Here is a 26177-nt window from a genome sequence, read left to right as displayed (position 1 = left end):
TTTCCCCGGGGTGGACGGGGTGTCACTGTTGCGTGCCCCGGGCGGGGCGGGGGAAACCGGATCCACCCCGCCCCACGGGGTGACTAGGCGGCTTCCTTGCGGAGCCTGAACCAGTAGAAGCCGTGTCCTGCCAAGGTCAGCAGGTACGGCAGCTCTCCTACGGCCGGAAAGCGGACCCCGCCGAACAGTTCGACCGGATGCCTTCCATTGAACGCCCGCAGGTCGAGTTCCGTCGGCTGCGCGAACCGGGAGAAGTTGTTCACGCACAGGACGAGGTCGTCCTCGTACTCGCGCAGGAAGGCGATCACCGCTGGATTCGACGACGGCAGTTCCCGGTACGAGCCGAGGCCGAACGCCAGGTTCTGCTTGCGGATCTCGATCATGCGGCGGGTCCAGTGCAGCAGCGAGGAGGGCGACGACATCGACGCCTCGACGTTGGTGACCTGGTAGCCGTAGACGGGGTCCATGATGGTCGGCAGCGACAGCCGGCCGGGGTCACAGGACGAAAAACCTGCGTTGCGATCAGGTGTCCACTGCATCGGCGTGCGGACGGCGTCGCGGTCGCCGAGCCAGATGTTGTCGCCCATGCCGATCTCGTCGCCGTAGTAGAGGATCGGCGAGCCGGGCAGGGAGAGCAGCAGGGCGGTGAACAGCTCGATCTGGTTGCGGTCGTTGTCCAGGAGCGGGGCCAGGCGCCGCCTGATGCCGATGTTGGCGCGCATCCGCGGGTCCTTCGCGTACTCGGCCCACATGTAGTCGCGTTCCTCGTCGGTGACCATCTCCAGGGTCAGCTCGTCGTGGTTGCGCAGGAAGATGCCCCACTGGCAACTCGACGGGATCGCCGGGGTCTTGGCGAGGATCTCCGACACCGGGTAGCGGGACTCCCGGCGTACCGCCATGAAGATCCTCGGCATCACCGGGAAGTGGAACGCCATGTGGCACTCGTCGCCGCCGCTCCGGAAGTCGCCGAAGTAGTCCACGACGTCCTCGGGCCACTGGTTCGCCTCCGCCAGCAGCACCGTGTCGGGGTACTGGGCGTCGATCTCCTTCCGTACCCGGCGCAGGAACTCATGGGTTGCCGGAAGGTTTTCGCAGTTGGTGCCCTCGGCCGCGTACAAATACGGGACCGCGTCCAGCCGGAAGCCGTCGATGCCCAGATCCAGCCAGAACTTCAGCGCCGAGATGATCTCCTCCTGGACGGCCGGGTTCTCGTAGTTGAGGTCCGGCTGGTGGGAGAAGAAGCGGTGCCAGTAGTACTGCTTGCGGACCGGGTCGAAGGTCCAGTTCGACGCCTCGGTGTCGACGAAGATGATGCGGGCGTCGGGGTACTGCTTGTCGTCGTCGGCCCACATGTAGTAGTCGCCGTAGGGGCCTTCGGGGTCTTTTCTGGACTCCTGGAACCACGGGTGCTGGTCGCTGGTGTGGTTCATGACGAAGTCGATGATGACCCGCATGCCCCGCTGGTGCGCGGAGTCCACGAAGTCCACGAAGTCCGCCAGATCCCCGAACTCGGGGAGGACGGCGGTGTAGTCGGAGACGTCGTAACCGCCGTCGCGGAGCGGGGACTTGAAGAAGGGGGGCAGCCAGAGGCAGTCGACGCCGAGCCACTGGAGGTAGTCGAGTTTGGCGGTGATGCCCTTGAGGTCACCGATGCCGTCGCCGTTGCTGTCCTGGAAGGAGCGGACCAGGACCTCGTAGAAGACGGCGCGTTTGAACCACTCGGGGTCCCGGTCCTTGGCGGGAGTGTCCTCGAAGGTGTCCGGGACGGGCTCGTTGACGATCATATTGTGGGTGACCCTCCGATCTGCGGGGACGGTCGCAGGACGGTGAGGATGTGTGCGGGCCGGTTACCCGGTTCCAGGCGCACATAGTTGGCCCTGCCCCAGTGATAGGTCTCACCGGTGAGCTCGTCGCGCACCGGCACCGACTCGTGCCATTCCAGGCCGAGTTGCGGCATGTCCAACGAGACCGTGGCCTCCTGGGTGTGGTGGGGGTCGAGGTTGACGACCACCAGAACCGTGTTCGAACCGCTCCGCTTCGAGTACGCGATCACCGCCTCCTGGTCCACCTGGTGGAAGTGGAGGTCGCGCAACTGCCGCAGCGCCGGGCTGCGGCGCCGGATGTCGTTCAGTTTGCCCAGCAATGGCGCGATGCTACGTCCTTCCCGCTCGGCCGACGCCCAGTCGCGCGGGCGGAGTTGGTACTTCTCGGAGTTCAGATACTCCTCGCTACCCGGTCGTAGCGGAGTGTTCTCGCACAACTCATACCCGCTGTACACCCCCCATGTCGGCGCGAGCGTCGCCGCCAGCACCGCGCGGAGTTCGAAGGCGGGCCGGCCGCCGTGCTGGAGGAACTCGTGGAGGATGTCGGGGGTGTTGACGAAGAAGTTGGGCCGCATGTAGGCGGCCGCCTCGCCCGAGAGCTCGGTCAGGTACTCGGTGAGTTCCTGTCTGGTGTTGCGCCAGGTGAAGTAGGTGTACGACTGCTGGAAGCCGACCTGGGCGAGGGTGGCCATCATCGCGGGGCGGGTGAACGCCTCGGCCAGGAAGATCACGTCCGGGTCGGTGGCGTTGATGTCGGCGATGACCCGCTCCCAGAACACCACCGGCTTGGTGTGCGGGTTGTCCACGCGGAAGATCCGCACCCCGTGGTCCATCCAGTGCCGCAGCACCCGCAGCGTCTCCGCGACCAGGCCGTCCATGTCGCGGTCGAAGGCGATCGGGTAGATGTCCTGGTACTTCTTCGGCGGGTTCTCCGCGTAGGCGATGGTGCCGTCGGGGCGGTGGTGGAACCACTCCGGGTGCTTGTCCACCCACGGGTGGTCCGGCGAGCACTGGAGGGCGAAGTCGAGCGCGATCTCCATGCCCAGCTCACCGGCGCGGGCGACGAACGCGTCGAAATCCTCCAGCGTGCCGAGCAGGGGGTGGATCGCGTCGTGGCCGCCCTCGGGGGAGCCGATCGCCCAGGGGACACCGACATCCTCGGGCCCGGCGGACAGCGTGTTGTTCGGACCCTTGCGGAAGGTCGTCCCGATCGGATGGATCGGCGGCAGATATACGACGTCGAAACCCATCGCCGCGATGCCCGCGAGCCGTTTCGCCGCCGTACGGAACGTGCCGTGGGGCTCGGCAGCCGTGCCCTCGGAGCGGGGGAAGAACTCGTACCAGGAGCCGTAGAGCGCCCGCTCCCGCTCCACCAGCAGCGCACGACGTTCGGAGACCGTGACCAGTTCCCGCAGCGGATACCGGGCGAGGATCTCGTCCACCTCCGGTGTCAGCGCGGCGGCGAGCCGGGACGCGGCGGGGCGGGTCTCGTCGCGGAGGGCGGTGACGGCGGTGCGGAGGACGGGCCGGAGGCCCTTGCCCTTCGGTACCCCGGCGATGGCGCGTTCGTACAGGCGCGCGCCCTCCTCCAGGACCAGGTCCGTGTCCATCCCGGCCGGGATCTTGATCCCCGCGTGATGGCGCCAGGTGGAGACCGGGTCGCTCCAGGCCTCCACGAGGTACGACCAGTGGCCCGGCGCGTCCGGAGTGACGGTGGCGCCCCAGCGGTCGGTGCCCGGGGCGAGCTCCCGCATCGGGGTCCACGGGCCGGGGCGGCCGTTCGGGTCGTACAGGACGACGTTGGCGGCGACCGCGTCGTGGCCCTCGCGGAAGACGGTGGCCGAGACCTCGAACGTCTCACCGGTGACCGCTTTGGCGGCCCGGTGGCCGTGCTGGACGACCGGCCGGACATCGAGGACGGGGATGCGTCCGATGCCGGGGGACGTGCCGACCGCGAAGGGTGGCTCCGGGGCGGGTGGTGCCGTGCCGGCGGGGCGCACGGGGGGCGTGGCCGTGCCGGGTGTCGGGGGTGCTGACGAGTGGTGCGTGGCGGGCATGACCGCTCCTGTCCGCGTCAACGTGGGTGTGGGCGGATGGATGTGGGGAGGTGGGTCCTGCGAAGGAGATCCCGTGCTGCGTCTGGGGGTGTACCGGTGGAGCCTTCCCACCCTATTCGGGTTAGCAATCCGGCAGGTTGCCAACTACTTACCAGCAGATCTCCACGAAAGATCCGGCCCCGTCCTGGGCGAACGGGGCCGGAGCCGTCACTCCCGCACTACGACCGGGGTACCTGCAGAAGTTTGTCCGGCGAACCGATCCCTTCACCGGACACCTTGCCGGAAACCGCCCCCGCGACGAGCGCCCTGGACACCTGTGCGGGCGTGGCGCGCGGGTGGGCGCCGAGATGGACCGCCGCCGCGCCGGCCGCGTGCGGCGACGCCATCGACGTACCGGAGAAGGTCGCCTTCGCCGTGTCGCTCGTGTACGTCGCCGAGGTGATCGAGACGCCCGGGGCGAACAGGTCGACGGCCGGGCCGAAGTTCGAGAAGGCCGCCCGGGCGTCGGTGCGGTCGGTGGCGCCGACCGTGATCGCCTCCTTCACGTCGGCGGGGGAGTACAGGCCGGCCGACAGCCCGTCGTTGCCCGCCGCCACCGTGTAGGTGACTCCGGAGGCGATCGAGTTGCGTACGGCGGCGTCGAGCTGGGCGTTGTGGTAGCCGCCGAGGCTGAGATTGGCCACCGCCGGTTTGTGCGCGTGCTGCGTGACCCAGTCGATCCCCGCGATGACCTGCGAGGTCGTACCGGCTCCCGCGTTGTCCAGGACCCGGACGGCGACCACCTTGGCCTTCTTGGCGACGCCGTACGTGGTGCCGGCGATCGTGCCCGCGACATGGGTGCCGTGGCCGTTGCCGTCCTGGGCGGTGGCGTCGTCGTCGACGAAGTCCCAGCCGTAGCTCGCCCGGCCGCCGAAGTCCTTGTGGGTGATGCGGATGCCGGTGTCGATCACGTACACCGTCACCCCGCCGCCCCCGGAGTCCGGCGAGGTGTAGCTCTTGTCCAGCGGCAGGCTCGGCTGGTCGAGGCGGTCCAGGCCCCAGGACGGCGGGTTGCGCTCGGTGCGGCTGCTGCTGGCCAGGGTCACGCGGGTGTCCTGGGCGACCGAGGCGACCCTCGGGTCCGCCGCGAGAAGTCTCGCCTGTCTCTCGTTCGCCTCGACGGCGTAGCCGTTCAGGGCCGTGCCGTAGGTGTGGCTTATTTTCGCCCCGTACTTCTCGGCCAGGCCTTTTCCGGCTGCCGACGGAGCCTCCGTTCCCCCCTTGAGCGTCACCAGGTAACTGCCGCTGACGGAGCCGGGTGCGCCGGCGCCGAGTATGGTCCCCTCCGGTGCGGCGTGCGCGGGCAGGGTGATGGCCGAAAACACCACGGCTGTGGCGACCGCGGTCAGTCCCCCCGCCCGGCGCAGACGCCGCGTACGCGTCCGTGCCATGGTCGAGTTCCCCTCCTTCAACTCTCCACTGGGCAGCCTCTCGTGCGGTGCGAAGCACCACAAGGGCGCATGACGGGCCCTTTTCGGCCCAGGACGGTTCATCTTCGGTGCGGGCCCGCAGTCCCCAGCGACGCCCGCACCACCACCGGTACCTTCTTGAGAGACGACGACGCACATTGCCGTGTGTCATCCAGCGAACGCGCAAGGTGGAGCTGTGAAGGCGATCCGTCGATTCACCGTCCGTCCCGTTCTCCCCGAACCCCTCCGGCCGCTCAGCGATCTGGCGCGCAATCTGCGCTGGTCCTGGCACGCGGAAACCCGCGATCTCTTCCAGTCCGTCGATCCCGAGCGCTGGACCGCCTCCGAAGGCGATCCGGTACGACTGCTCGGCAGCGTCTCCGCCGAGCGGCTCGCGGAGCTGGCCGAGGACCACCGCTTCCTGCGCCGGCTCACCGAGGTCGCCGGCGATCTCGCCGACTATGTGGGCGGCGACCGCTGGTACCAGGCCCAGTCCGGTGAACTGCCCGCGGCCGTCGCCTACTTCTCACCCGAGTTCGGCGTCACGGCCGCCCTGCCCCAGTACTCCGGCGGCCTCGGCATCCTCGCCGGCGACCATCTCAAATCGGCCAGCGACCTCGGCGTACCGCTGATCGGCGTCGGACTCCTCTACCGGCACGGCTACTTCCGCCAGTCCCTGTCCCGGGACGGCTGGCAGCAGGAGACCTATCCCGTCCTCGACCCCAACGAACTCCCGGTGGCACTGCTCCGGGAGGACGACGGATCCCCGGCCCAGGTCGCCATCGCCCTGCCCGGCGGCCGCTCGCTGCGCGCCCGGATCTGGCTCGCGCAGGTCGGCCGGGTGCCGCTGCTGATGCTCGACTCCGACGTCGAGGAGAACGACCTCGGCGCCCGCGGGGTGACCGATGTCCTCTACGGCGGCGGCAGCGAACACCGGCTGCTCCAGGAGATGTTGCTCGGCATAGGGGGTGTGCGGGCGGTACGGACGTACTGTCGCCTCACCGGTCACCCCGAGCCCGAGGTGTTCCACACCAACGAGGGCCACGCGGGCTTCCTCGGCCTGGAGCGGATCGCCGAACTCTGCGACGCCGGGCTGGACTTCGACGCGGGCCTGGAGGCGGTACGGGCCGGCACGGTCTTCACCACGCACACCCCCGTCCCGGCCGGAATCGACCGCTTCGACCGCGAATTGGTGGCCACCCACTTCGGGCCGGACGCCGAACTCCCGCGCATAGACGTCGGAAACATCCTCCGGCTGGGCATGGAGACCTACCCGGGCGGCGAACCCAACCTCTTCAACATGGCTGTCATGGGCCTGCGCCTCGGCCAACGCGCCAATGGCGTCTCGCTGTTGCACGGCCAGGTCAGCCGCGAGATGTTCTCCGGCCTGTGGCCGGGCTTCGACCCGGAGGAGGTGCCGATCACCTCCGTCACCAACGGCGTGCACGCGCCGACCTGGGTCGCCCCCGAGGTGTTCCGGCTCGGCGCCCGGCAGATCGGCGCCCAGCGCACCGAGGACGCGATGTCGGTCGGCGGCTCGGACCGCTGGGACGCGGTCGCGGAGATCCCGGACCAGGACATCTGGGAACTCCGCCGCGATCTGCGCGAACAGCTCGTCGTGGAGGTACGGGAGCGGCTGCGCGCCTCCTGGCGCCAACGCGGCGCGGGATCGGCCGAGTTGGGCTGGATCGACGGCGTCCTCGACCCCGACGTCCTCACCATCGGCTTCGCCCGCCGCGTCCCGTCGTACAAACGCCTGACGCTGATGCTGCGCGACCGCGACCGGCTGATGGACCTCCTCCTGCACCCGGACCACCCGATCCAGATCGTGGTGGCGGGCAAGGCGCACCCGGCGGACGACGGCGGCAAGCGCCTCGTCCAGGAGCTCGTGAAGTTCGCGGACGACCCGCGCGTCCGCCACCGCATCGTCTTCCTCCCCGACTACGGCATGGCGATGGCGCAGAAGCTCTACCCCGGCTGCGACATCTGGCTCAACAACCCGCTCCGCCCGCTGGAGGCGTGCGGCACGAGCGGAATGAAGGCGGCCCTGAACGGCTGTCTCAACCTCTCGGTCCTGGACGGCTGGTGGGACGAGTGGTTCCAGCCCGACTTCGGCTGGGCCATCCCCACGGCCGACGGCACCGGCACGGACCCCGACCACCGCGACGACGTCGAGGCCGCCGCGCTCTACGACCTCCTGGAACAGCGCGTCACCCCGCGTTTCTACGAGCGAGGCCAGGACGGACTGCCCGACCGCTGGATCGAGATGGTCCGCCAGACACTGACGCTGCTCGGCCCGAAGGTGCTGGCCGGCCGGATGGTCCGCGAGTACGTGGAGCGCCTTTACGCCCCCGCCGCGCACGCCCACCGCACGATGACCCCCGACGCGGCCCGTGAACTCGCCGCCTGGAAGGGGCGGGTGCGGGCCGCCTGGCACGGGGTGACCGTCGACCACGTCGAGACGTCGGCCGCTACGGCTACCGCGGAACTCGGTACGACGCTGAGTCTGCGCGTGCGGGTCGGGCTGGGCGGGCTCGGCCCGGACGATGTGGAAGTGCAGGCGGTCTCGGGCCGCGTGGACCCGGAGGACCGGATCGGCGACGCGACGACGGTCCCGCTGAAGCCGGCGGGGGGTCCGGATGCGGAGGGCCACTGGCTGTACGAGGGGCCGCTTGCGCTTGATCGCACCGGGCCCTATGGATACACGGTCCGGATCCTGCCCGCGCATCGACTGCTTGCGTCCAGTGCGGAGTTGGGGTTGGTGGCGGTGCCTTCTGAGGACGGGGTGGAGGGGGCGGGGGTGTTGATGCGCTAGTGCTTCGGCCGCGGGTCCGTTGTGGCTGGTCGCGCAGTTCCCCGCGCCCCTGAAGGGGCCTGCGGCCCTTTAGGGGCGCCAGGCCCCTCACACCTCCGAGTACGGCGCGCACATCTGCCGCAGCGTGCTGCCTATTCGGCGCGCGTACGCGTGCTGCAAGCCCCGCGTCGCCGGGCCGCCCAGCCGTGCGTACCACTTGGCGCCGCGGCTGAAGGCGGACACCGTCAGCCAGACCGTGCCGTCGCCGGTGCGGTCGACCACGAAGGCCTCCTCGCCGGATTCGGGGTGGCCGGGGAGGGTGCCGTAGGCCCAGCCGGACCTGCGGTGTTCCTCCACCGTCCAGACGATGCGGCAGGGGGCTTTGATGAGGCCGGCGAGAGTGACCGTCACGTCTACGCCGGGGGCCGCTTTTTCTGCGCTCGCCTCGATGCCTACGCCCATCTCGCGGTGCAGTTCCCAGGTCAGGACCGCTTCGGACGCCCGGCGGAAGACCTTCTCGCCCTCGCCGATCCGCGTGCGCACATAGAGGGGGTGGAAGCCCGGAGGGCAGAAGCCTCGTTCGCGGGTCGCGCCGACGTCGTCGTACGTGAAGGACATGGGACCCAAGAGTAGGGCGGTACCCGGAGATGCCTTCGCTCCGGGTACCGCCCTTACTGCTTGGCTGTCAACTCAGCGGCTGTCAGGTGACGTTGACGGCCGTCCAGGTCGCGGCCACCGCCGCGTACTCGGCGGAGCCGGAGCCGTACAGAGCCGCCGCCGCGCTGAGCGTGCCGGTGCGGGCCGACTTGTAGTTGGTGGTCGACGTGAAGTACGTCGTCAGCGCCTTGTACCAGATCTGCAGCGCCTTGGCGCGGCCGATGCCGGCGAGCGTGGCGCCGTTGTACGTCGGGGAGTTGTAGGTCACCCCGTTGATGGTCTTCGAACCGCTGCCCTCCGAGAGGAGGTAGAAGAAGTGGTTCGCGACGCCCGACGAGTAGTGCACGTCGAGGTTGCCGACCGAGGAGGACCAGTAGTTGGCGGAGCCGCCGTCCTTGCTGGGCTGGTCCATGTAGCGCAGCGGGCTGCCGTCGCCGTTGATGTCGATCTTCTCGCCGATGAGGTAGTCACCCGGGTCGGACGAGTTGTTGGCGTAGAACTCCACGCCGGTGCCGAAGATGTCCGAGGTCGCCTCGTTCAGGCCACCGGACTCGCCCGAGTAGTTCAGGCCCGCGGTGTTGGCGGTGACGCCGTGGCTCATCTCGTGGCCGGCCACGTCCAGCGAGGTGAGCGGGTGGGTGTTGCCCGAGCCGTCGCCGTAGGTCATGCAGAAGCAGCTGTCGTCCCAGAACGCGTTCACGTACGAACTGCCGTAGTGCACGCGGGAGTAGGCGCCGACACCGTTGTTCTTGATGCCGCTGCGGCCGAACGTGTCCTTGTAGAAGTCCCACGTCTCCTGGGCGCCGTAGGCGGCGTCCGCGGCGGCGGTCACGTCGGTGGTGGAGCTGGAGGCGGCGCCGGTGCCCCACGTGTTGGTGGTGTTGGTGAACAGGGTGCCGGTGCCGGACGTCCCGTGCTTCAGGTTGTACGTCTTGTGGCTGCCGCGCGAGGCGTCGGTCAGCGAGTACGTCGTGCCCGACAGCGTGGTGGTGAGGCTGACGGTGCCCGAGTACAGGGTCTTGCCGGTGCCCGTGGCGTTCTCGATGCCCTGGTACTCGAAGAGCTTCTTGCCGGTGGCCGCGTCGGTGATGACGTGCAGCTGGTTCGGGGTGCCGTCGTCCTGGAGGCCGCCGACGATCGTCTCGTAGGCGAGGACGGGGGTGGCGCCGCCGGCCCAGATGACCTTGCGGGCACCGTCGGCGGCGGTCTTGTCCGAACCGGCGGCCTTCGCGGCGGTCAGCGCCTGCTTCTCGGCCTTGGCGACCGTGATCTTCGGCGTGACGGTGGCGACCTTGATGGCCGCCGAGTGCGCCTTGGTGACACCCTCGGTCTTGCCGGCCGGCGAGGTGTGGACGACCAGGTCGCCACCGAGCACCGGGAGGCCCGCGTAGGTGCGCTCGTAGCGGGTGTGGACCGTGCCGTCGACGTCCTTGACGACGTCCTTGACGACCAGCTTCTCCTTGGTGCCGAGGCCTATCTGCGTGGCCGTCTCGGCCGCGTCGGCCTGCTTCTCCTTGACCAGCGCGGCACGCGCGGAGTTGGAGAGCAGCTGCGGGGCCGCGGCGAGGGGGGCCGCCTTGCCCGTGGCGGGCTGGGCGGAGGCACCGGTGGTGACACCGGTGGCGAGCAGTGCGCCTGCGGCCACCGCGGTGGCGATGGCCAGGGTGGTGCGCTTGTGACGCGCGTAGAGGGGGGTCACGCAAGCTCCTCTGTGGGGGAGTCCGGACGGCGTGGGGTTACCGACCGGAGCGATGTGAATTGGCTGTGCTGAAGCGGCGTGAGGGAAGACTGGCATTAGGGGCGCGTACATGTCAGGACCCCGAAGTGATGTTGGCTGAAAATCGACTGTCCGATGAACGTTGCGGCAATGTAAACGTCCACAACAGGGCGCCGCCCCGGAGTTGAAACCCCGGGACGGCGCCATGTTTGTGCGGCCTGAAGTGGACGGCTGGTTTTTACGGGAACGTAAGCTTCCAGCTGTTGATGTAGCCGGTGTCCTGTGCCGCCACGTCCTGGACCTTCAACTTCCAGACGCCGTTGGCCACTTCGGAGGACGCGTCGACCGTGTAGGTCGCCTGTACGTTGTCCGCCGAGTCGGACGAGCTGGAGTTCTTCAGCCGGTACGTCGACCCGTCCGGGGCCACCAGGTCGATCACCAGGTCGCCGCGCCAGGTGTGCACGATGTCGACGGTGACCGCGAGGTTCGACGGGGCGTTGCCCGTCCGCCCGGACACGGTGACCGAGGACGTGACCGCCGCTCCGTTGTCCGGAATCGACACGTCGGCCGTGTTCTCGAACGACGTACCGGTACCGCCGCCGCCACCACCGGAGCGCGCACCGACCGCCACGGCCGCCCACGCGTCCTGCACCGCCTTGTACTCGGCGCCCGTCGTGCCGTACAGCTCACCGGCCGCCGCGAGCGTCCCGGTGCGGGCCGCCGCGTAGTTGGTGGTGGACGTGAACTTCGTGGTGAGCGCGCGGTACCAGATCTGGTCGGCCTTGTCCCGGCCGATGCCGGTGACCGGAAGGCCGTCCGAGGTGGGCGAGTTGTAGCTGACGCCGTTGATGACCTTGGCGCCGCTGCCCTCGCTCAGCAGATAGAAGAAGTGGTTGGCCACACCCGACGAGTAGTGCACGTCGAGGTTGCCGACCCCCGAGTACCAACTGTCCGCGCTGCCGCCGTCCTTGCTCGGCTTGTCCATGTAACGCAGCGGGGTGCCGTCGCCGTTGATGTCGATCTTCTCGCCGATGAGGTAGTCGCCCACGTCGGTCGAGTTGTTGGCGTAGAACTCGACGGAGGTGCCGAAGATGTCGGAGGTCGCCTCGTTCAACCCGCCCGACTCACCGCTGTAGTTGAGGCCCGCGGTCGCCGCCGTGACACCGTGCGACATCTCGTGGCCCGCCACGTCCAGCGCCGTCAGCGGGTCCGCGTTGCCGGAGCCGTCGCCGTACGTCATGCAGAAGCAGCTGTCGTCCCAGAACGCGTTGACGTACGAATTCCCGTAGTGGACACGGGAGTAGGCGCCGACACCGTTGTTCTTGATGCCGCTGCGGCCGAACGTGTTCTTGTAGAAGTCCCAGGTCTCCGCCGCGCCGTAGTGCGCGTCGGCGCCGGCCGTCGCCGCGTTCGACGTGGTGCCGTTGCCCCAGGTGTTGCTGGTCTGGGAGAACAGGGTGCCGGTGCCCGAGGTGCCGTGGTTGAGGTTGTATGTCTTGTGGCCGCCGCGGTCGCCGTCGGTCAGGTTGTAGTTGGAGCCCGACTGGGTCGTCGTCAGCGAGACCGCGCCGCTGTACTGGGTGTTGCCCGTGCCGGTGGCGTTCTCGATGCCCTGGTACTCGTACAGCTTCTTGCCGGTGGCCGCGTCGGTGATGACGTGCAGCTGGTTCGGGGTGCCGTCGTCCTGGAGGCCGCCGACGACCGTCTCGTAGGCGAGGACCGGCCTGCCGCTCGCCGCCCAGATCACCTTGCGGGCCGAGTCCGCGGCCGACTTGGTGGAGCCGAGGGCCTTGGCGCGGGAGACGGCCTGCTTCTCAGCGGTCGCGGTGGCGACGCTCGGGGTGAGGTCGGCGACCTTGATGGTGGCGTTGGTCGCCTTGATGACGCGCTCGGTGGCGCCCGACTTGGCGGTGTCGACGACCAGGTCGCCGCCGAGGACGGGGAGTCCGGCGTAGGTGCGCTCGTAGCGGGTGTGGACCGTGCCGTCGGCGTCCTTGATGACGTCACGGGCGACGAGCGTCTCCTTGGCGCCGAGGCCGATGTCCTTGGCGGTGGTGGTCCGCGCCGACTCGGCGTCGCGGAGCAGCTCGGCGCGCTGCGAGGGGGAGAGCGAGAGGGCCATGTGCGCCGGATTCCCCTTGCTGGCAAGGGGTTTGGCCGGTGCGGCGGAGGAGGTCGCGCCCGCCTGGACGGCCGCGGCGAGCAGAGCGGTGACGCCGGCGACGGCGACTATGTGGGAGGTGCGTCTGCGCGAGGAATTGCTTCTCAACACTGACTCCTTCAGGACGGTCGCGGATCGCGCGACCAGGGGAGATCACAGGGATCACAGGAGTGAAGCTGTGGGGTTGCTGTGAAGCGCCAGTGGGAAGAGTGGCACCAGCTCGCGCTTTCTGTCAGGAGCGCGTCAGGAACTTGGCCGGAATTCGTTCGTTGTCCGGGTGTTCATGTCCGCTATACGGAGCGGCACTTGACGCTTCTTTGACCGTGAACAGAAATTTTCCCGGCCGACATGCCCCCGGAACCAACCCGTAAAAGATCCGGCACGATCCTGCCGTGCAACCGGCGGTCCTGCCGGACCGCCGCTCCCACGAGGGGAGTTGACGGTTGCAGTGATTCCTTATCCCAACTGGCTGGACGCGGGCGACAACGCCTGGCAGCTCGTCGCGGCGACACTCGTCGGACTGATGAGCATCCCCGGCATCGCGATCCTCTACGGCGGCCTGGTCCAGCGCAAGTGGGTCGTGAACACCATGTTCATGGCCTTCACCGGCTTCTCGCTGGTCCTGGTCGGCTGGGTCCTCTGGGAGTTCAAGATGGGGTTCGGCGAACCCCTGAACTCCAGTTGGCCCGGCATCCTCGGCGCGTTCGTCGGCCGGCCCGGCACCATCGTCGGTTCGGCGAGCGAACAGCAACAGGCGTGGATACCGCTCGTCAACGGCAACGACCTGATGCCGAGCTTCCACTTCCCGCAGTCCACGCTCGCCTACTTCCACTTCGCGTTCGCGGCGATCACCCCGCTCCTGTTCATGGGCAGCGTGATCGGCCGCATGAACATCCGCGCGTGGCTGCTCTTCGTCCCGCTCTGGTCGACGCTCGTCTACACGGTCAACGCCTTCCTGCTGTGGGGCGGCGGCTGGTGGGCGGCCAAGGGCGCGCTCGACTACTCCGGCGGCTACGTCATCCACCTCGCCGCGGGCACCTCGGGCTTCGTGGCAGCGGCCGTGATCGGTCCCCGTCTCGCCCGCGACCGCGCCCACGGCGTGCCCAACAACCTCCCCATGGTGGCCGTCGGCGCGGGCATCCTCTGGCTCGGCTGGAACGGATTCAACGGCGGCGACATGTACTTCGGCGGCCACAACGCGGCGGTCGCGGTCCTCAACACCAACCTCTGTACGGCGGTTGCCCTGCTGGTGTGGGTGTTCTGGGACATGTTCGTCGGCCCGCAGCGCAAGCCGACCTTCCTCGGCGGCATCAACGGCATGATCGTCGGCCTGGTCGCGATCACCCCGGCGGCCGGGTTCGTCAGCGGGATCGGCGCGATCTACATCGGCATCATCGCGTCCTCGATCGTCTGGCTGGCCTGGAACTACCTGTCCAAGGTCCCGCCGTTCAACAAGGTCGACGACGCGCTCGGCGTCGTCTACACCCACGGCATCGCGGGCCTCGCCGGCGGAATGCTCGTCGGCATCTTCGCCGACCCGGCGGTCGCCGTGTACCTCAACAAGGACGGCTCCACGGCGTTCTCCACCAGCGGCTGGCTCTACGGCAACCTCGACCAGCTCTGGAAACAGGCGGGTTCGGCCGGCACGGTCATCCTCTACGACGCGGTGATGACCTTCCTCATCCTCAAGGCGATCGGCCTGTTCGTGAAACTCCGCGCGCCGGACGAGGTGTTGGAGAGCGGCGACCTCGCGGTCCACGACGAGGAGGCGTATCCGACGGAGTCGGCGGTGACGTCGGCGCCGGAACCGGTGGCGGTTGCGTCGGCACCGGCCGCCGAGAAGGCCAAGGAACCGGACTCCACCTGAAATGACCGGAGTTGAGGACCGGTGAAACTCGTGACCGCGGTCCTCCCGCCCCACCGTGTTCCCGACGTCATGAAAGCCCTCCAGTCGTTCGGGGTGCGGGGAGTGACCGTGACCGAGGTGCGGGCGTACGAGCCGCGGCCGAGCCGGGTCGAGGTCTACCGGGGCAGCGAGTTCAGGGTCAACCTCTTCCCGCAGCTCCGGCTCGACATCCTCACCCTCGACTTCGACGCGACCGACCTCGTCCGGGTCATCCGCGCCGCGGGCGCCCGCGGCACGGGCGGCGGCACGGTGTGGGTGACTCCGGTGGAGGAGGTGGTACGGATCAGGACGCGGGAGCGGGGGCCGGACGCGGTGTGAGTCGTCAACTGCCTGACGGTGTCTGCCTTTCAGCCCGTCCGGCGTTTGAGGACGAGGCCGTTCGGGCCGACGGGGGGTCTGGGGGCGGAGCCCCCAGGGACGGGACGGGAAGGGGCGGAGGGGGCGAGAACCGCCCGGCGTCAGCCACCCGACGCCCGCCCGTCCCCGTGCCACGAATGCCACAGCGCCGCGTACGCGCCCTCCGCCGCCACCAGCTCCTCGTGCGGCCCGAGTTCGGTCAGCAGCCCGTTCTCCATGACCGCCACCCGGTCCGCGTCGTGGGCGGTGTGGAGGCGGTGCGCGATGGCGATGACGGTGCGGCCCTCCAGTACGGCGGCCAGGGCGCGTTCGGTGTGGCGGGCCGTGGCGGGGTCGAGGAGGGCCGTCGCCTCGTCCAGGATCAGGGTGTGCGGGTCGGCCAATACGACGCGGGCCAGGGCGAGTTGCTGGGCCTGGGAGCCGTCCGTGGCCCGACCGTCCGCGCCCAGCGGGGTGTTGAGACCGTCGGGCAGTTCGCGTACCCACTCCTCCGCGCCGACCGCCGCCAGCGCCGCCCACAACTCCTCGTCCGTGGCGGCCGGTTCGGCGATCAGGAGGTTCTCGCGGACCGAGCCCAGGAAGACGTGGTGCTCCTGGGTGACCAGCACCACCTGGCGGCGCAGTGTCTCCGGTGAGAGTCCGGAGACCGGCACCCCGCCCACGGTCACCGTGCCCTCGGTCGGCGCGTCGACGCCCGCCAGCAGCCGGCTCAGCGTGGTCTTGCCGGCGCCCGACGGGCCGACGACAGCGAGCCGTTCGCCCGGCCGTACCGACAGGTCCACGCCGTGCAGCACCTCGCCGCCGCGCTCGTAGGCGTACCGCACGCCGGTCACATCGATCCGGTCGTCCGCCGGAGCCGGCGCGTCCCCGTCACCCTCCGCCCGCGGCGCCCGGGCCAGCCCCTCCACCCGGGCGAACGAGGCGCCGCTGCTCTGCAGTTGCTCGACCCGCATCAGGATCTGGTCCAGCGGCTCGGTGAACTGCCGCAGATACAGCGCGGCCGACACCACCGCACCCACACCCACCGCCCCGCGCCCGTGCAGCCACCCGCCGACCAGCAGCACGCCCGCCACCGGGATCGTGTACGACACCTCGACCGCGGGGAAGAACACGGACCGCAGGAACAGCGTGTACAACCGGGCCCGCTTGGTGGTGTCCAGCGTGTCCCGGCTCGCCGTGACCCGCCGCTCCTGGAGCCGGAACGCCTCCACCGTGCGCGCCCCGGACGCCGTCGCCGTGAGGATCTCGGCGACCTCCGACATCGCCGCGCCCTCCGCGAGATAGCCGTCCCGGGCCCGGCGCAGATACCAGCGCAGCGCGAACCAGATCGGCGTCAGACCGACCACCCCGAACAGACCGAGCAGCGGATCGAGCGCGAACACCGCGCCCATCACGAACAGCGCCTGCACGGAGCAGACCAGCAGTTCGGGCGCGACGTCCCGAAGAGTCGTGCCCACGGTCGCCACGTCGGAGGTGCCGCGCGCCGTCAGATCGCCCGTCCCGGCCCGCTCCACCACCGACGCGGGCAGCGCCAGCGCCCGGTCCACGAAGTCCTCCCGGACCCGGGCCAGCGTGCGCTCCCCGAACCGGTACCCCACGTACCGCGCCCAGCGCGCCAGCAGCAGTTGGGCCACGGAACACACCACGATGACCAGAGCCAGCCGGTCCACGACCCCCACCCCGGCCCCGGCCCGCACATCGTCCACGATCCGCCCGAGCAGCCACGGGCCGGCCAGCCCGGCCGCGGCGGCCAGCGCGTTCACCACCAGCACGACGGCGAACGCCCGCCGGTCCACCCGGATCAGCCGGACCGCGGCCCGACGCACCTCGGCCCGCTCGGCGATGGGGAGTTGTCCCTTGTCCGCCGTCACCGTACGACCTCCTCCGTGTCGGCGTCCGCGTCCGCACCCGCGTCCCGGGCCACCAGTGCGCGGTAGCCGGGCTCCTGCGCCAGCAGCCGGCGGTGGTCGCCGCCGGCCGCGACCTTGCCGTCGACCAGGTAGAGCACGGTGTCCGCCTGGTCCAGGACCAGCGGGGACGTCGTGGTCACCACCGTCGTACGGCCCGAGCGCGCCTCGCGCAGCCGCCGGGCGACCGCCGCCTCCGTGTGGGCGTCCAGCGCCGAGGTCGGCTCCACCGCGAGCAGCACCTCGGGCTCGGCGAGCAACGCCCTTACCAGCCGCACCCGTTGGCGCTGCCCGCCGGAGAGGCTGCGGCCCTGCGCGGCCACCAGCGAGTCCAGACCCTCCGGCAGCCCCTGCACGATGTCGTCGGCGGCACCCGCGAACACGGCCTTCGCCAGCGCCTCCGCCGACCGCTCCCGGCGCCCGGACACCACCTCCCGCAGCGGTCCGGCGAACAGGTCGGCCTCGTTGTCCGCGACCAGGATCCGGGACCTGACCTGGTCCAGCGGAATCGCGTCGAGCGCGACCCCGCCCCAGGTGACCCGGGACGGCCCGTACCGGCCGAGCCGGTCGACCACGGCCAGCGTCTCCCCGGGCCGCGCCCCGACCAGCGCGGTCAGCCGCCCCGGCAGCACCCGCACACCCGAGTCGGGGTCGTGCAGGGCGGCCGGTTCGGCGGGCGCGGCCGACGTGCCCGTGTCCGCCTCGGGCTGGAGCGCCAGCAGCCGTACGACCCGGCGCGCGGCCACCACACCCCGGCTCAGCTCGTAGACCATCTGCACGAAGAAGGCGACCGGGCCCACCAGGACCGCGACATAGCCGTACACGGCGACCAACTCGCCCACGCTGAGCTGCCCTTGGGCCGCCAGCCGGGCCGCGAGCCAGGTCACCACGGCGAGGAACAGGGTCGGCAGCCCGACCCCGATCGCCTGCACCCAGCTGGCCACCGAGCCCACCCGGTAGCCCTGCCGCCGCAGCCGCTGCGAGTCACGCCGGAACGCGTCCGCGAACAGCCCTTTGCCACCGAGCCCGTTGAGGACCCGCAGACCACCCGACAGATCGGCGATACGCGCGGTCAGCACGCTCTGCCGCTCCCGGTACTCGGTCTCCACACCCTGCAGCCGCCGGGTCAACGGCCCCGCGAGCAGCGCGATCACCGGCACACCCAGCAGTACTACGGCGGCCAGCGGCGCCGAGATCGACAGCAGCACCCCGGCCACCACGCCGTAGACGACGAGGGCGCCGAAGCCCGGGCCTACGACGGTCAGGGACTGGGCGATCGTCCACACGTCGCCGACGCCGATCGTGATGACCTCGCCCGCCCGCGCCCGGCGCGACAGCACGGCGCCCAGCCGGACCGCCTGGCCCACGATCAGCTTCACCGTGCGGAAGTTGGCGTCCATGCGCACGCGGGTCATGGTGCGGTGCCGCATGATGCTCAGCCACGAGTTGACCGCCCCGACCACGAACAGTGCCCCGGTCCACCAGGCCAGTGTGCCCAGATGCCCCGGCACAAGCCCGTCGTCGACGGCCCGGGCCATCAGATACGGCGCCGCCGCCATCAGCACCATCCAGACACTCGACAGCAGCGCCCCGGACACCGCCCGCCACCGCTGCCGCATCACCAGCCACCACAGGAAACGCCAGCCGCCCCGACAGTCGGGTGTCCCCGGATCCTCGTACGCGTCGATCATGTGCCTCCTTGCCCAGGCCGCTGAACGCGGGCAGCCGTGAGCGATCCCGGTGTGGTTGGAGACCTCGAAGATTACCGAGCGTGAGCGCGGTTGCCCATCGAATATCGGGCGCGGCCCCTCACGCCAGGCTGTCCCGCCAAGCCCGGTGCAGGTCCGAGAATCTCCCTGTCCCCGTGATGAGTTCGGCCGGGGTGCCGTCCTCGACGATCCGGCCGTGTTCCATGACCAGTACCCGGTCGGCGATCTCGACGGTGGACAGGCGGTGGGCGATCACCACTGCCGTGCGGCCGCGCAGGACCGTGGACATGGCGCGCTGGACGGCCTGTTCGCCCGGGACGTCGAGTGAGCTGGTCGCCTCGTCCAGGATCAGTACCGCCGGGTCGGCGAGCAACGCCCGTGCGAACGCGACGAGTTGGCGCTGGCCGGCCGAGATGCGGCCGCCCCGTTTGCGTACGTCCGTGTCGTAGCCGTCGGGGAGCGCGCTGATGAAGTCGTGCGCGCCGATCGCCTTCGCGGCCCGCTCGATCTCCTCGCGCGGCGCGTCCGGGCGGCCGATCGCGATGTTCTCGGCGACCGTGCCGGAGAACAGGAACGCCTCCTGCGTCACCATCACCACCCCGCGCCGCAGTTCGGGCCCGGACAGCTCGCGCAGGTCCACGCCGTCGAGCAGCACCCGCCCGTCCGAGGGGTCGTAGAAGCGGGCCAGCAGCTTGGCCAGGGTGGACTTGCCGGCGCCAGTGGAGCCGACCACGGCGACCGTCTGACCGGCGGGGAGCGTGAGGTCGAGGACGGGCAGCACCTCGCCGCCGGTGCGGTAGGCGAAGCGGACCCCGTCGAAGACGACCTCGCGGCCGGGCTGCTCCGACTCAAGTTCGGGGAGCCGCCCGGGAGTTGAGGGCTCGGGAACGGACGGGGTCTGGGCCAGCAGGCCCGCGATCTTCTCCAGGGACGCGGCGGCCGACTGGTAGGAGTTGAGGAACATGCCGAGCCGGTCGATCGGGTCGTAGAGCCGCCGTAGATACAGCACGGCCGCCGCCAGCACGCCCAGTTCCAGGGAACCGTCCGCGACCCTGCTCGCGCCCCACAGCACGATCACCGCGACCGCCGTGTTGGCGACCAGACGGGAGCCGGTGACATAGCGGGCCATCTCCAACAGGGCGTCGCCGTTGGACCGTTCGTGCCGCTGGTTGAGGACGCGGAAGTCGGCGTCGTTCACGGCCTCGCGGCGGAACGCGCGCACCGGGCGGATGCCGTTCATCGTCTCCACGAACTTCACGATCACCCGAGCGATCGCCGTGGACCGCACCGCGTACACCCGCACCGCGCGCCGCTGGTAGACCCGCACCAGCAGATACAGCGGCACGAACGACGCCACCGCGACCGCGCCGAGCCCCGGGTCCAGCCAGAGCAGCATGGCCGAGATGTAGACGAACGACAGGATGACCGTGATCAGCTCCTGGAGGCCCTCGCTGAGCAGTTCGCGCAGCGCCTCGATGTCCGTTGTGGAACGGGAGATGAGCCGGCCGGACGTGTAGCGCTCGTGGAAGTCGATGCTCAGCGCCTGCGCGTGCCGGAAGATCCGGCCGCGCAGATCGAGCAGCACGTCCTGGTTGACACGGGCGGAGGCGCCGATGAACGCGTACTGGAGTCCGCCGGAGAGCAGCGCGCAGAGCAGATAGCCGACGGCCACGGCGATCAGCGGCCCGTGGTCGTGGTGCCGGAACGCGGGCACCGCCCGGTCGATGGCGTACGCCACCAGCAGCGGGCCCACCTGCACGGCCGCCTGCTGTAGCAGCAGGAGGAGGGTCGCGACGGCGACGCGGGCCTTCATGGGCGCGAGCAGGGAGCGCAGGAGCGCGGTGGTCGCGCCCGGGGGAGTGGGCAGGACGTCGTGGTCGAAGGGGTCGTCTGCGGTGGTCGGGTGCCGGGGTTCTTCGTGATCGTCGGCGGTGGACGCGGAAGTGGTCGGGGCGGTCATTGTGCGTCCTCCTGCTGACCAACCAAGTGGTTCTGAGGCTGCGGGTCGGTGGGGGCCGGCCGCGCAGTTCCCCGCGCCCCCACAGGGCGCGTTGGGTGGGCTGTGTTGTTCTCGCGCTCAGCGCCCGACATCAAGTGCGCGTACTCCGCGTTCGTGCGCAGGAGTTCCTGGTGGGTGCCCACCGCAGTGATACGGCCGTCCGACAGCAGGGCCACGCGGTCGGCGAGCAGGACCGTGGACGGGCGGTGGGCCACGATCAACGCCGTTGTGTCCGCGAGGACGTCGCGCAGCGCGGCTTCTACGGCGGCCTCGGTGTGGACGTCCAGTGCGGAGAGCGGGTCATCGAGGACCAGGAAGCGGGGCCTGCCCACCACCGCCCTTGCCAGCGCGAGGCGTTGGCGCTGGCCGCCGGAGAGGCTCAGGCCCTGTTCGCCGACCTTGGTGTCCGTGCCCTGGGGGAGCGCGTGGGCGAAGTCTGCCTGGGCGACCGTCAGCGCGCGGTCCAACTCTGGTTGTCCCGCGCCCTCTTCGGCGCCCATCAGGACGTTTTCGCCGACGCTGGTCGAGAACAGGGTCGGTTCCTCGAAGGCCACGGAAACGAGTGCGCGCAGTTCTTCGCGGGGCATCGCCGTGATGTCCTCGCCGTCCAGTGTGATGTGGCCCGATGTCACCTCGTGCAGGCGGGGGACGAGGGCGGTGAGTGTCGTCTTGCCCGTGCCGGTGGCGCCGACCAGGGCCATGGATTCGCCCGGTCTGATGTGCAGGTCTATGCGGTCGAGGATGGGTGGGGAATCCGGCGGGGCGTCCGGGTAGCGGAAGGAGACGTTCGAAAAACGGATGCCATCGTTTTCGGGTGCGGGTCCGTGGGGGCTGGTCGCGCAGTTCCCCGCGCCCCTTTGGGGCACGCCGCCTGGGGGCGCTTCCTCCTCCCGTGTCTCGTCCATTACCTCGAAGAACCGCTCCGTCGCCGTCGCCGCCTCCTGGCTCATCGCCAGCAGGAAGCCGATCGACTCCACCGGCCACCGAAGTGCCAGTGCCGTGGAGAGGAAGGCCACCAACGTGCCGGCGGACAGGTTTCCGTCCGCCACCTGCACCGTCCCCACCACCAGCGCGGCCCCGAGAGCCAACTCGGGCAGGGTCACGATGACGCCCCAGATCGTGGCGAGGAGGCGGGCCTTGCGGAGTTCGGTGCCGCGCAGTTTCCGCGACAGTTCACGGAACGCCCGCGCCTGGCTCCGGTGCCGGCCGAAGCCCTTGATGATGCGGATGCCGAGGACGCTCTCCTCGACGACCGTCGTCAGGTCGCCGACCTGGTCCTGCGCGAGGCGCGCCACGTGCGCGTACCGCCGTTCGAAGATCACGCAGGTGACGATCACCGGCACGGCGGGCCCCAGGATCACGAGCCCCAGTGTCCAGTCCTGGAGCAGCATGATGATCACGCCCACCAGGATTGTCACGGCGTTGACCAGGAGGAATGTGAGGGGGAAGGCCAGGAACATGCGCAGCAGCATCAGGTCCGTCGTGCCCCGGGAGAGGAGCTGACCCGAGGGCCATCTGTCGTGGAAGGCGACCGGGAGCCGTTGCAGATGCCGGTACAGATCGGCCCGCATCTCCGCCTCGACCCGTGACAACGGCCGGGCCACCAGCCATCGCCGCAGCCCGAACAGGCCTGCCTCGGCGATGCCGAGCAGCAGCAGATACAGCGCCCCGAGCCACACGCCCGCCGTGTCCCGGTCGGCGACCGGTCCGTCCACCATCCACTTCAGGACGAGCGGGAACACCAGCCCCGTACAGGACGCGACGACGGCCACCCCGGCCGCGGCGAAGAGCCGTACCCGCACGGGGCGGACGTACGGCCACAGCCGCGCGAGCGTACGGGCGGCGGATCGGTCCTTGGTGGTTGCATGTGTCGTCGACATCACGGGCGAGCCTACGGACCACCACTGACAGTGCCCACCGAGTTTTGGCCGGACCCGGATCCGCCGCTGGTCCTACGACCTGCGGTTCCGAGGGGTCGTACCGCCGCATCAACCGATCGGCTGATGCGCGGTCGAGCGCGATGGGCGATGTGCCGGACCCGGCGTTCCCGGGACCCTCGGAGCATGTCAGCCACACCTGTCATCGAAGTCACCGCACTGCGCAAGTCCTACGGCGGCCGGGCCGTCGTCGACGGTGTCTCGTTCGCCGTCGAGGAGGGCGAGATCTTCGGGATCCTCGGCCCGAACGGCGCCGGCAAGACCACCACCGTCGAGTGCGTCGAGGGACTGCGCGTCCCGGACGCGGGCCGGGTCCGCGTCACCGGCCTCGACCCCGTCGCCGACCACGAGCAGGTCGCCCGCGTCCTCGGTGCCCAGCTCCAGGAGAGCGAACTCCAGGCCAAGCTCACCGTCCGCGAGGCCCTGGAACTGTACGCGGCCCTCTATCCGCACCCTGCCGACTGGCGGCCGCTGGCCGAACGCCTCGGCCTGACCGACAAGTTGACCACCCGGTTCGCGAAGCTCTCCGGTGGCCAGAAGCAGCGGCTGTTCATCGCACTCGCGCTCATCGGCAATCCCCGGGTCGTCGTTCTCGACGAACTCACCACCGGGCTCGACCCGCGCGCCCGCCGCGACACCTGGCAGCTCATCGAGGACGTCCGCGCCGGCGGGGTCACCGTGCTGCTCGTCACCCACTTCATGGAGGAGGCACAGCGCCTCTGCGACCGGATTGCCGTGATCGACAAGGGCAAGGTGGCCGCCCTGGACACCCCGGACGGGCTGATCCGCCGCTCGGCGGGCTCCACCGTCATCAGCTTCACGCCCTCCGGGCCGCTCGACGACGGCGACCTGAACGCGCTGCCCGCGCTCACTTCCGTGGCCCGCAAGGACGGCCGGATCACCCTCTCCGGCACCGACGAGACCGTCAACGCCGTCATCACCCTGCTCGCCCGCGGCCACATCACCGCCCACCAACTCCGGGTCTCCGACGCCACGTTGGACGACGCCTTCCTGGACCTGACGGAGGTCGCCCGATGAACACCGCAGTCCTGCGCACCGAGTTGCGCCTCTTCCGCCGCGAACCGGGCGCCCTCTTCTGGATCCTGGCCTTCCCCACCCTGCTCCTGGTGATCCTGGGTTCCATCCCGGGCTTCCGCCACCACGAGGCCGACCTCGGCGGCCTGCGCACGATCGACGTGTACGTCCCGGTCACCGTCCTCCTCGGCATGATCGTCGGCGCGCTCCAGTCGATGCCGCAGACCCTCACCGGCTACCGCGAACGCGGCATCCTCCGCCGCATGTCCGCCACCCCGGTCCGCCCCTCCGCCCTGCTCTCCGCCCAGATGGTGGTCTACGGCACGGCCGCCCTGGCCTCCGCCCTGTGCGCGCTGATCGTCGGCCGCCTCGCCTTCGACGTACGGCTCCCCAAGCAGGCCTTCGGCTATCTCCTCGCCCTGCTCCTCGCCGTCCTCGCCGCGCTCGCGCTCGGCGCGGTGGTGTCCGCGCTGTCACGGACGACGAAGATCGCGGGCGCCATCGGGTCGGCGGTGTTCTTCCCGATGATGTTCTGCGCTGGCGTGTGGATCCCGGTGAACTCCATGCCGGACGTCATGGCCCGGATCGTCGGCTACACCCCGTTCGGTGCCGCCGCCGAGGCCCTGAACCGGGCGGCGGCCGGGCACTGGCCGGGCTGGACGCACCTGGGCGTCCTGGTGGCCTGGACCGTCCTGCTGACGGCGGGTGCCTCCCGCTGGTTCCGCTGGGAGTAGGGGCGGCGGCCGTGCAGACTGGGGAGATGACCACCAGGGACCGGCAGATCGAACGCCGCTGGGAGCAGCTGCACACCTGGGGGCCGTACGGGCTGCTCGGTATCAGTGTCGTCCTCGCGGTCGCCTCCTCCGGTCTGTTCGACTACAGCACCGCCCAGTGGTGGGCCGGCTGGTCCCTGGCCGGTGCCGCGCTCGTCCTCCAGCTGTGGTGGCACGCCACCCGTGTCCGCCGCCCCGGCCGCGGCCGGACCCCGTCGTGGACCGGGACGGCGTACTACGTCGTCCGCTGGGCCATCGCCTTCGCCCTCACCTGGATCGACCCGTTCTTCGCGTTCTACGCGGCCTCCGGCTTCATGGACGCCGACGAACTGATCCCGGGCACGGTGGGGCAGCGGGTCGGGCTGTTCGCGAGCGCGGTCACCGTGGCCGGAGCGCAGGCCGGCGGGTTGCCGCTCGGGAGCGGGCTCCAGTGGATCCTCTTCGCGGCGCTCGTGCTCGCCAACTCCGTCCTCCAGATGGCGATCGCCCACATGACCGACCAGGAGGCACGGCGCGCCCGCGAGCGGACCGAGACCATCACCGAACTCGAACGCACCAACACCGCCCTCCAGCAGGCCCTCGACGAGAACGCCGCCCTGCACGCCCAACTCCTCGTCCAGGCAAGGGAGGCGGGGGTCGCCGACGAACGCCGCCGGCTGGCCGCCGAGATCCACGACACGATCGCCCAGGGCCTGACCGGCATCATCGCCCAGCTCCAAGTCGTGGCGAACGCACCCGACTTGGCGACCGCCCGTACGCATCTCGACCGCGCTTCCACCCTCGCCCGGCACAGTCTCGGCGAGGCCCGCCGCTCCGTGCAGAACCTCGCGCCCGTCGCCCTGGAGCACGACGGGCTGCCCGAGGCGCTGAAGAACACGGTCGCCGAGTGGGGCGAACGCACCGGTGTCCGCGCCGAGTTCACCGTCACCGGCACCACCGAGCAGCTGCATGACGAGGTCTCGGCGACCCTGCTGCGCATCGCCCAGGAGGCCCTGTCGAACGCGGCCCGGCACGCCCGCGCCACCCGCGTCGGCGTCACCCTCTCCTTCCTCGGCGAGGACGTCATCCTCGACATCCGCGACGACGGCCAGGGCTTCGACCCGCTCGCGCTGCCCGAACGCACCCGCGCCGGCGGCTTCGGCCTCGACGGCATGCGGGCCCGCGCCGAGCGCATCGCGGGCACGCTCGCGGTCGAGTCCGAGCCCGGTCACGGCACCGCCCTGTCGGCTCGCGTACCGTTGGTCCGCCATGAGTGACGAGTCGCTGATCTCCCTGCTGATCGTGGACGACCATCCCGTCGTACGGGACGGTCTGCGCGGCATGTTCGAGTCCGCGCCCGGATTCCGCGTCCTGGGCGAGGCGGCCAACGGTGTCGAGGCCGTGGAGCGGGCCGCCGCCCTCGACCCGGACGTCGTCCTGATGGACCTGCGGATGCCGGGCGGCGGGGGAGTCGACGCCATCCGGGAGCTGACCCGCCGCGCCGCCCGCGCGAAGGTGCTCGTGCTGACGACGTACGACACCGACTCCGACACCCTGCCCGCGATCGAGGCGGGCGCGACCGGCTATCTGCTGAAGGACGCGCCCCGCGACGAGCTGTTCACCGCCGTACGCGCGGCGGCGGAAGGCCGTACGGTCCTCTCGCCCGCCGTCGCCTCCCGGCTGGTCTCCGCGGTGCGCGGCCCGCAGACCCCCGGCAACGAGCCGCTCTCCGCCCGCGAACGCGAAGTGCTGGCGCTCGTCGCCAAGGGCACCTCCAACCGCGAGATCGCCCGTGAACTCTTCATCAGCGAGGCGACCGTCAAGACCCATCTCACCCACCTGTACGGCAAGTTGGGCGTCAAGGACCGCGCGGCGGCGGTGGCGACGGCGTACGACCGGGGGATCCTCGGCTGATCCG

Annotated in this window: 17 protein-coding genes; 7 read left to right on the top strand and 10 right to left on the bottom strand. The window is 70.2% G+C overall.

Features of this window, described 5'->3' with window-relative positions; genetic code table 11:
* Window positions 1-83: 83 nt before the first annotated feature.
* The 3 genes from treS to ACFXC1_RS21570 form a co-directional block, all read right to left on the bottom strand.
* A complete protein-coding gene (gene treS, locus ACFXC1_RS21580; RefSeq protein WP_381244878.1) occupies window positions 84-1784 on the bottom strand; it encodes a maltose alpha-D-glucosyltransferase in 1701 nt (566 codons plus the stop codon).
* Window positions 1781-3880: an alpha-1,4-glucan--maltose-1-phosphate maltosyltransferase gene (locus ACFXC1_RS21575; protein WP_381244876.1), complete on the bottom strand. Its 2100-nt coding sequence runs from the start codon at window positions 3878-3880 to the stop codon at window positions 1781-1783. Before ACFXC1_RS21575 ends, treS begins: the two co-directional genes overlap by 4 nt.
* 218 nt (window positions 3881-4098) lie before the next feature.
* Entirely contained in the window at window positions 4099-5310 is a 1212-nt protein-coding gene (locus ACFXC1_RS21570) for a S8 family peptidase (protein WP_381244875.1), read from the bottom strand.
* A 214-nt stretch (window positions 5311-5524) separates the two neighbouring features.
* On the opposite strand from ACFXC1_RS21570, the gene ACFXC1_RS21565 reads away from it, so the two are divergent.
* Window positions 5525-8143 carry a glycosyltransferase family 1 protein gene (locus ACFXC1_RS21565; protein ID WP_381244873.1) on the top strand — a complete coding sequence of 873 codons (2619 nt, stop codon included), beginning with the start codon at window positions 5525-5527 and terminating at the stop codon, window positions 8141-8143.
* 87 nt (window positions 8144-8230) lie between these two features.
* Here the strand turns inward: ACFXC1_RS21565 and ACFXC1_RS21560 are convergent, their stop codons facing one another.
* From ACFXC1_RS21560 to ACFXC1_RS21550, 3 genes are all read right to left on the bottom strand, one after another.
* Window positions 8231-8740 (bottom strand): DUF1990 family protein, encoded by a 510-nt coding sequence (locus ACFXC1_RS21560; protein WP_381244872.1) that lies wholly within the window; start codon window positions 8738-8740, stop codon window positions 8231-8233.
* An 82-nt stretch (window positions 8741-8822) separates the two neighbouring features.
* Entirely contained in the window at window positions 8823-10478 is a 1656-nt protein-coding gene (locus tag ACFXC1_RS21555) for a M4 family metallopeptidase (RefSeq protein ID WP_381244871.1), read from the bottom strand.
* Window positions 10479-10734: 256 nt separating this feature from the next.
* Window positions 10735-12765, bottom strand: coding sequence for a M4 family metallopeptidase (locus tag ACFXC1_RS21550; RefSeq protein WP_381244869.1), 2031 nt, complete (start codon window positions 12763-12765; stop codon window positions 10735-10737).
* Window positions 12766-13105: 340 nt separating this feature from the next.
* Between ACFXC1_RS21550 and ACFXC1_RS21545 the strand changes: the two genes are divergently transcribed.
* Together ACFXC1_RS21545 and ACFXC1_RS21540 are read left to right on the top strand one after the other, a co-directional pair.
* The gene (locus ACFXC1_RS21545) at window positions 13106-14524 is read left to right on the top strand and encodes an ammonium transporter (RefSeq protein WP_381244867.1); all 1419 of its coding nucleotides are present in this window, start codon (window positions 13106-13108) and stop codon (window positions 14522-14524) included.
* A 21-nt stretch (window positions 14525-14545) separates the two neighbouring features.
* Window positions 14546-14881 carry a P-II family nitrogen regulator gene (locus ACFXC1_RS21540; protein WP_381244865.1) on the top strand — a complete coding sequence of 112 codons (336 nt, stop codon included), beginning with the start codon at window positions 14546-14548 and terminating at the stop codon, window positions 14879-14881.
* 140 nt (window positions 14882-15021) lie between these two features.
* Here the strand turns inward: ACFXC1_RS21540 and ACFXC1_RS21535 are convergent, their stop codons facing one another.
* The 4 genes from ACFXC1_RS21535 to ACFXC1_RS21520 all read right to left on the bottom strand — a co-directional run bounded on the left by ACFXC1_RS21535 (window position 15022) and on the right by ACFXC1_RS21520 (window position 22415).
* Window positions 15022-16791 (bottom strand): ABC transporter ATP-binding protein, encoded by a 1770-nt coding sequence (locus ACFXC1_RS21535; RefSeq protein ID WP_381244863.1) that lies wholly within the window; start codon window positions 16789-16791, stop codon window positions 15022-15024.
* A complete protein-coding gene (locus ACFXC1_RS21530) occupies window positions 16788-18518 on the bottom strand; it encodes an ABC transporter ATP-binding protein (RefSeq protein WP_381244861.1) in 1731 nt (576 codons plus the stop codon). Before ACFXC1_RS21530 ends, ACFXC1_RS21535 begins: the two co-directional genes overlap by 4 nt.
* 118 nt (window positions 18519-18636) lie before the next feature.
* A complete protein-coding gene (locus ACFXC1_RS21525; RefSeq protein ID WP_381244859.1) occupies window positions 18637-20496 on the bottom strand; it encodes an ABC transporter ATP-binding protein in 1860 nt (619 codons plus the stop codon).
* On the bottom strand, window positions 20493-22415 hold the full coding sequence (locus ACFXC1_RS21520; protein WP_381244857.1) for an ABC transporter ATP-binding protein: 1923 nt from the start codon (window positions 22413-22415) through the stop codon (window positions 20493-20495). Before ACFXC1_RS21520 ends, ACFXC1_RS21525 begins: the two co-directional genes overlap by 4 nt.
* Before the next feature lie 183 nt (window positions 22416-22598).
* Between ACFXC1_RS21520 and ACFXC1_RS21515 the strand changes: the two genes are divergently transcribed.
* Genes ACFXC1_RS21515 through ACFXC1_RS21500 form a run of 4 tightly spaced genes read left to right on the top strand, consistent with a single transcriptional unit; the run spans window position 22599 to window position 26173 of the window.
* A complete protein-coding gene (locus ACFXC1_RS21515; protein ID WP_381244856.1) occupies window positions 22599-23510 on the top strand; it encodes an ABC transporter ATP-binding protein in 912 nt (303 codons plus the stop codon).
* Complete coding sequence (locus ACFXC1_RS21510) at window positions 23507-24241, top strand: ABC transporter permease (protein ID WP_381244854.1); 735 nt, start codon at window positions 23507-23509, stop codon at window positions 24239-24241. Before ACFXC1_RS21515 ends, ACFXC1_RS21510 begins: the two co-directional genes overlap by 4 nt.
* A 26-nt stretch (window positions 24242-24267) precedes the next feature.
* Window positions 24268-25536, top strand: a complete 1269-nt coding sequence (locus ACFXC1_RS21505; protein ID WP_381244852.1) for a sensor histidine kinase — start codon at window positions 24268-24270, stop codon at window positions 25534-25536.
* Window positions 25529-26173: a response regulator gene (locus ACFXC1_RS21500; RefSeq protein ID WP_381244850.1), complete on the top strand. Its 645-nt coding sequence runs from the start codon at window positions 25529-25531 to the stop codon at window positions 26171-26173. The genes ACFXC1_RS21505 and ACFXC1_RS21500 overlap by 8 nt, the downstream gene beginning before the upstream one ends.
* The last annotated feature ends 4 nt before the right edge of the window (window positions 26174-26177 follow it).

It is taken from the genome of Streptomyces hokutonensis (assembly GCF_042751305.1).
Classification (GTDB): Bacteria; Actinomycetota; Actinomycetes; order Streptomycetales; family Streptomycetaceae; genus Streptomyces; species Streptomyces hokutonensis_A.
The sequence above is the reverse complement of the archived record's forward strand: the minus strand, read 5'-3'. Positions and strand labels throughout refer to the sequence as shown.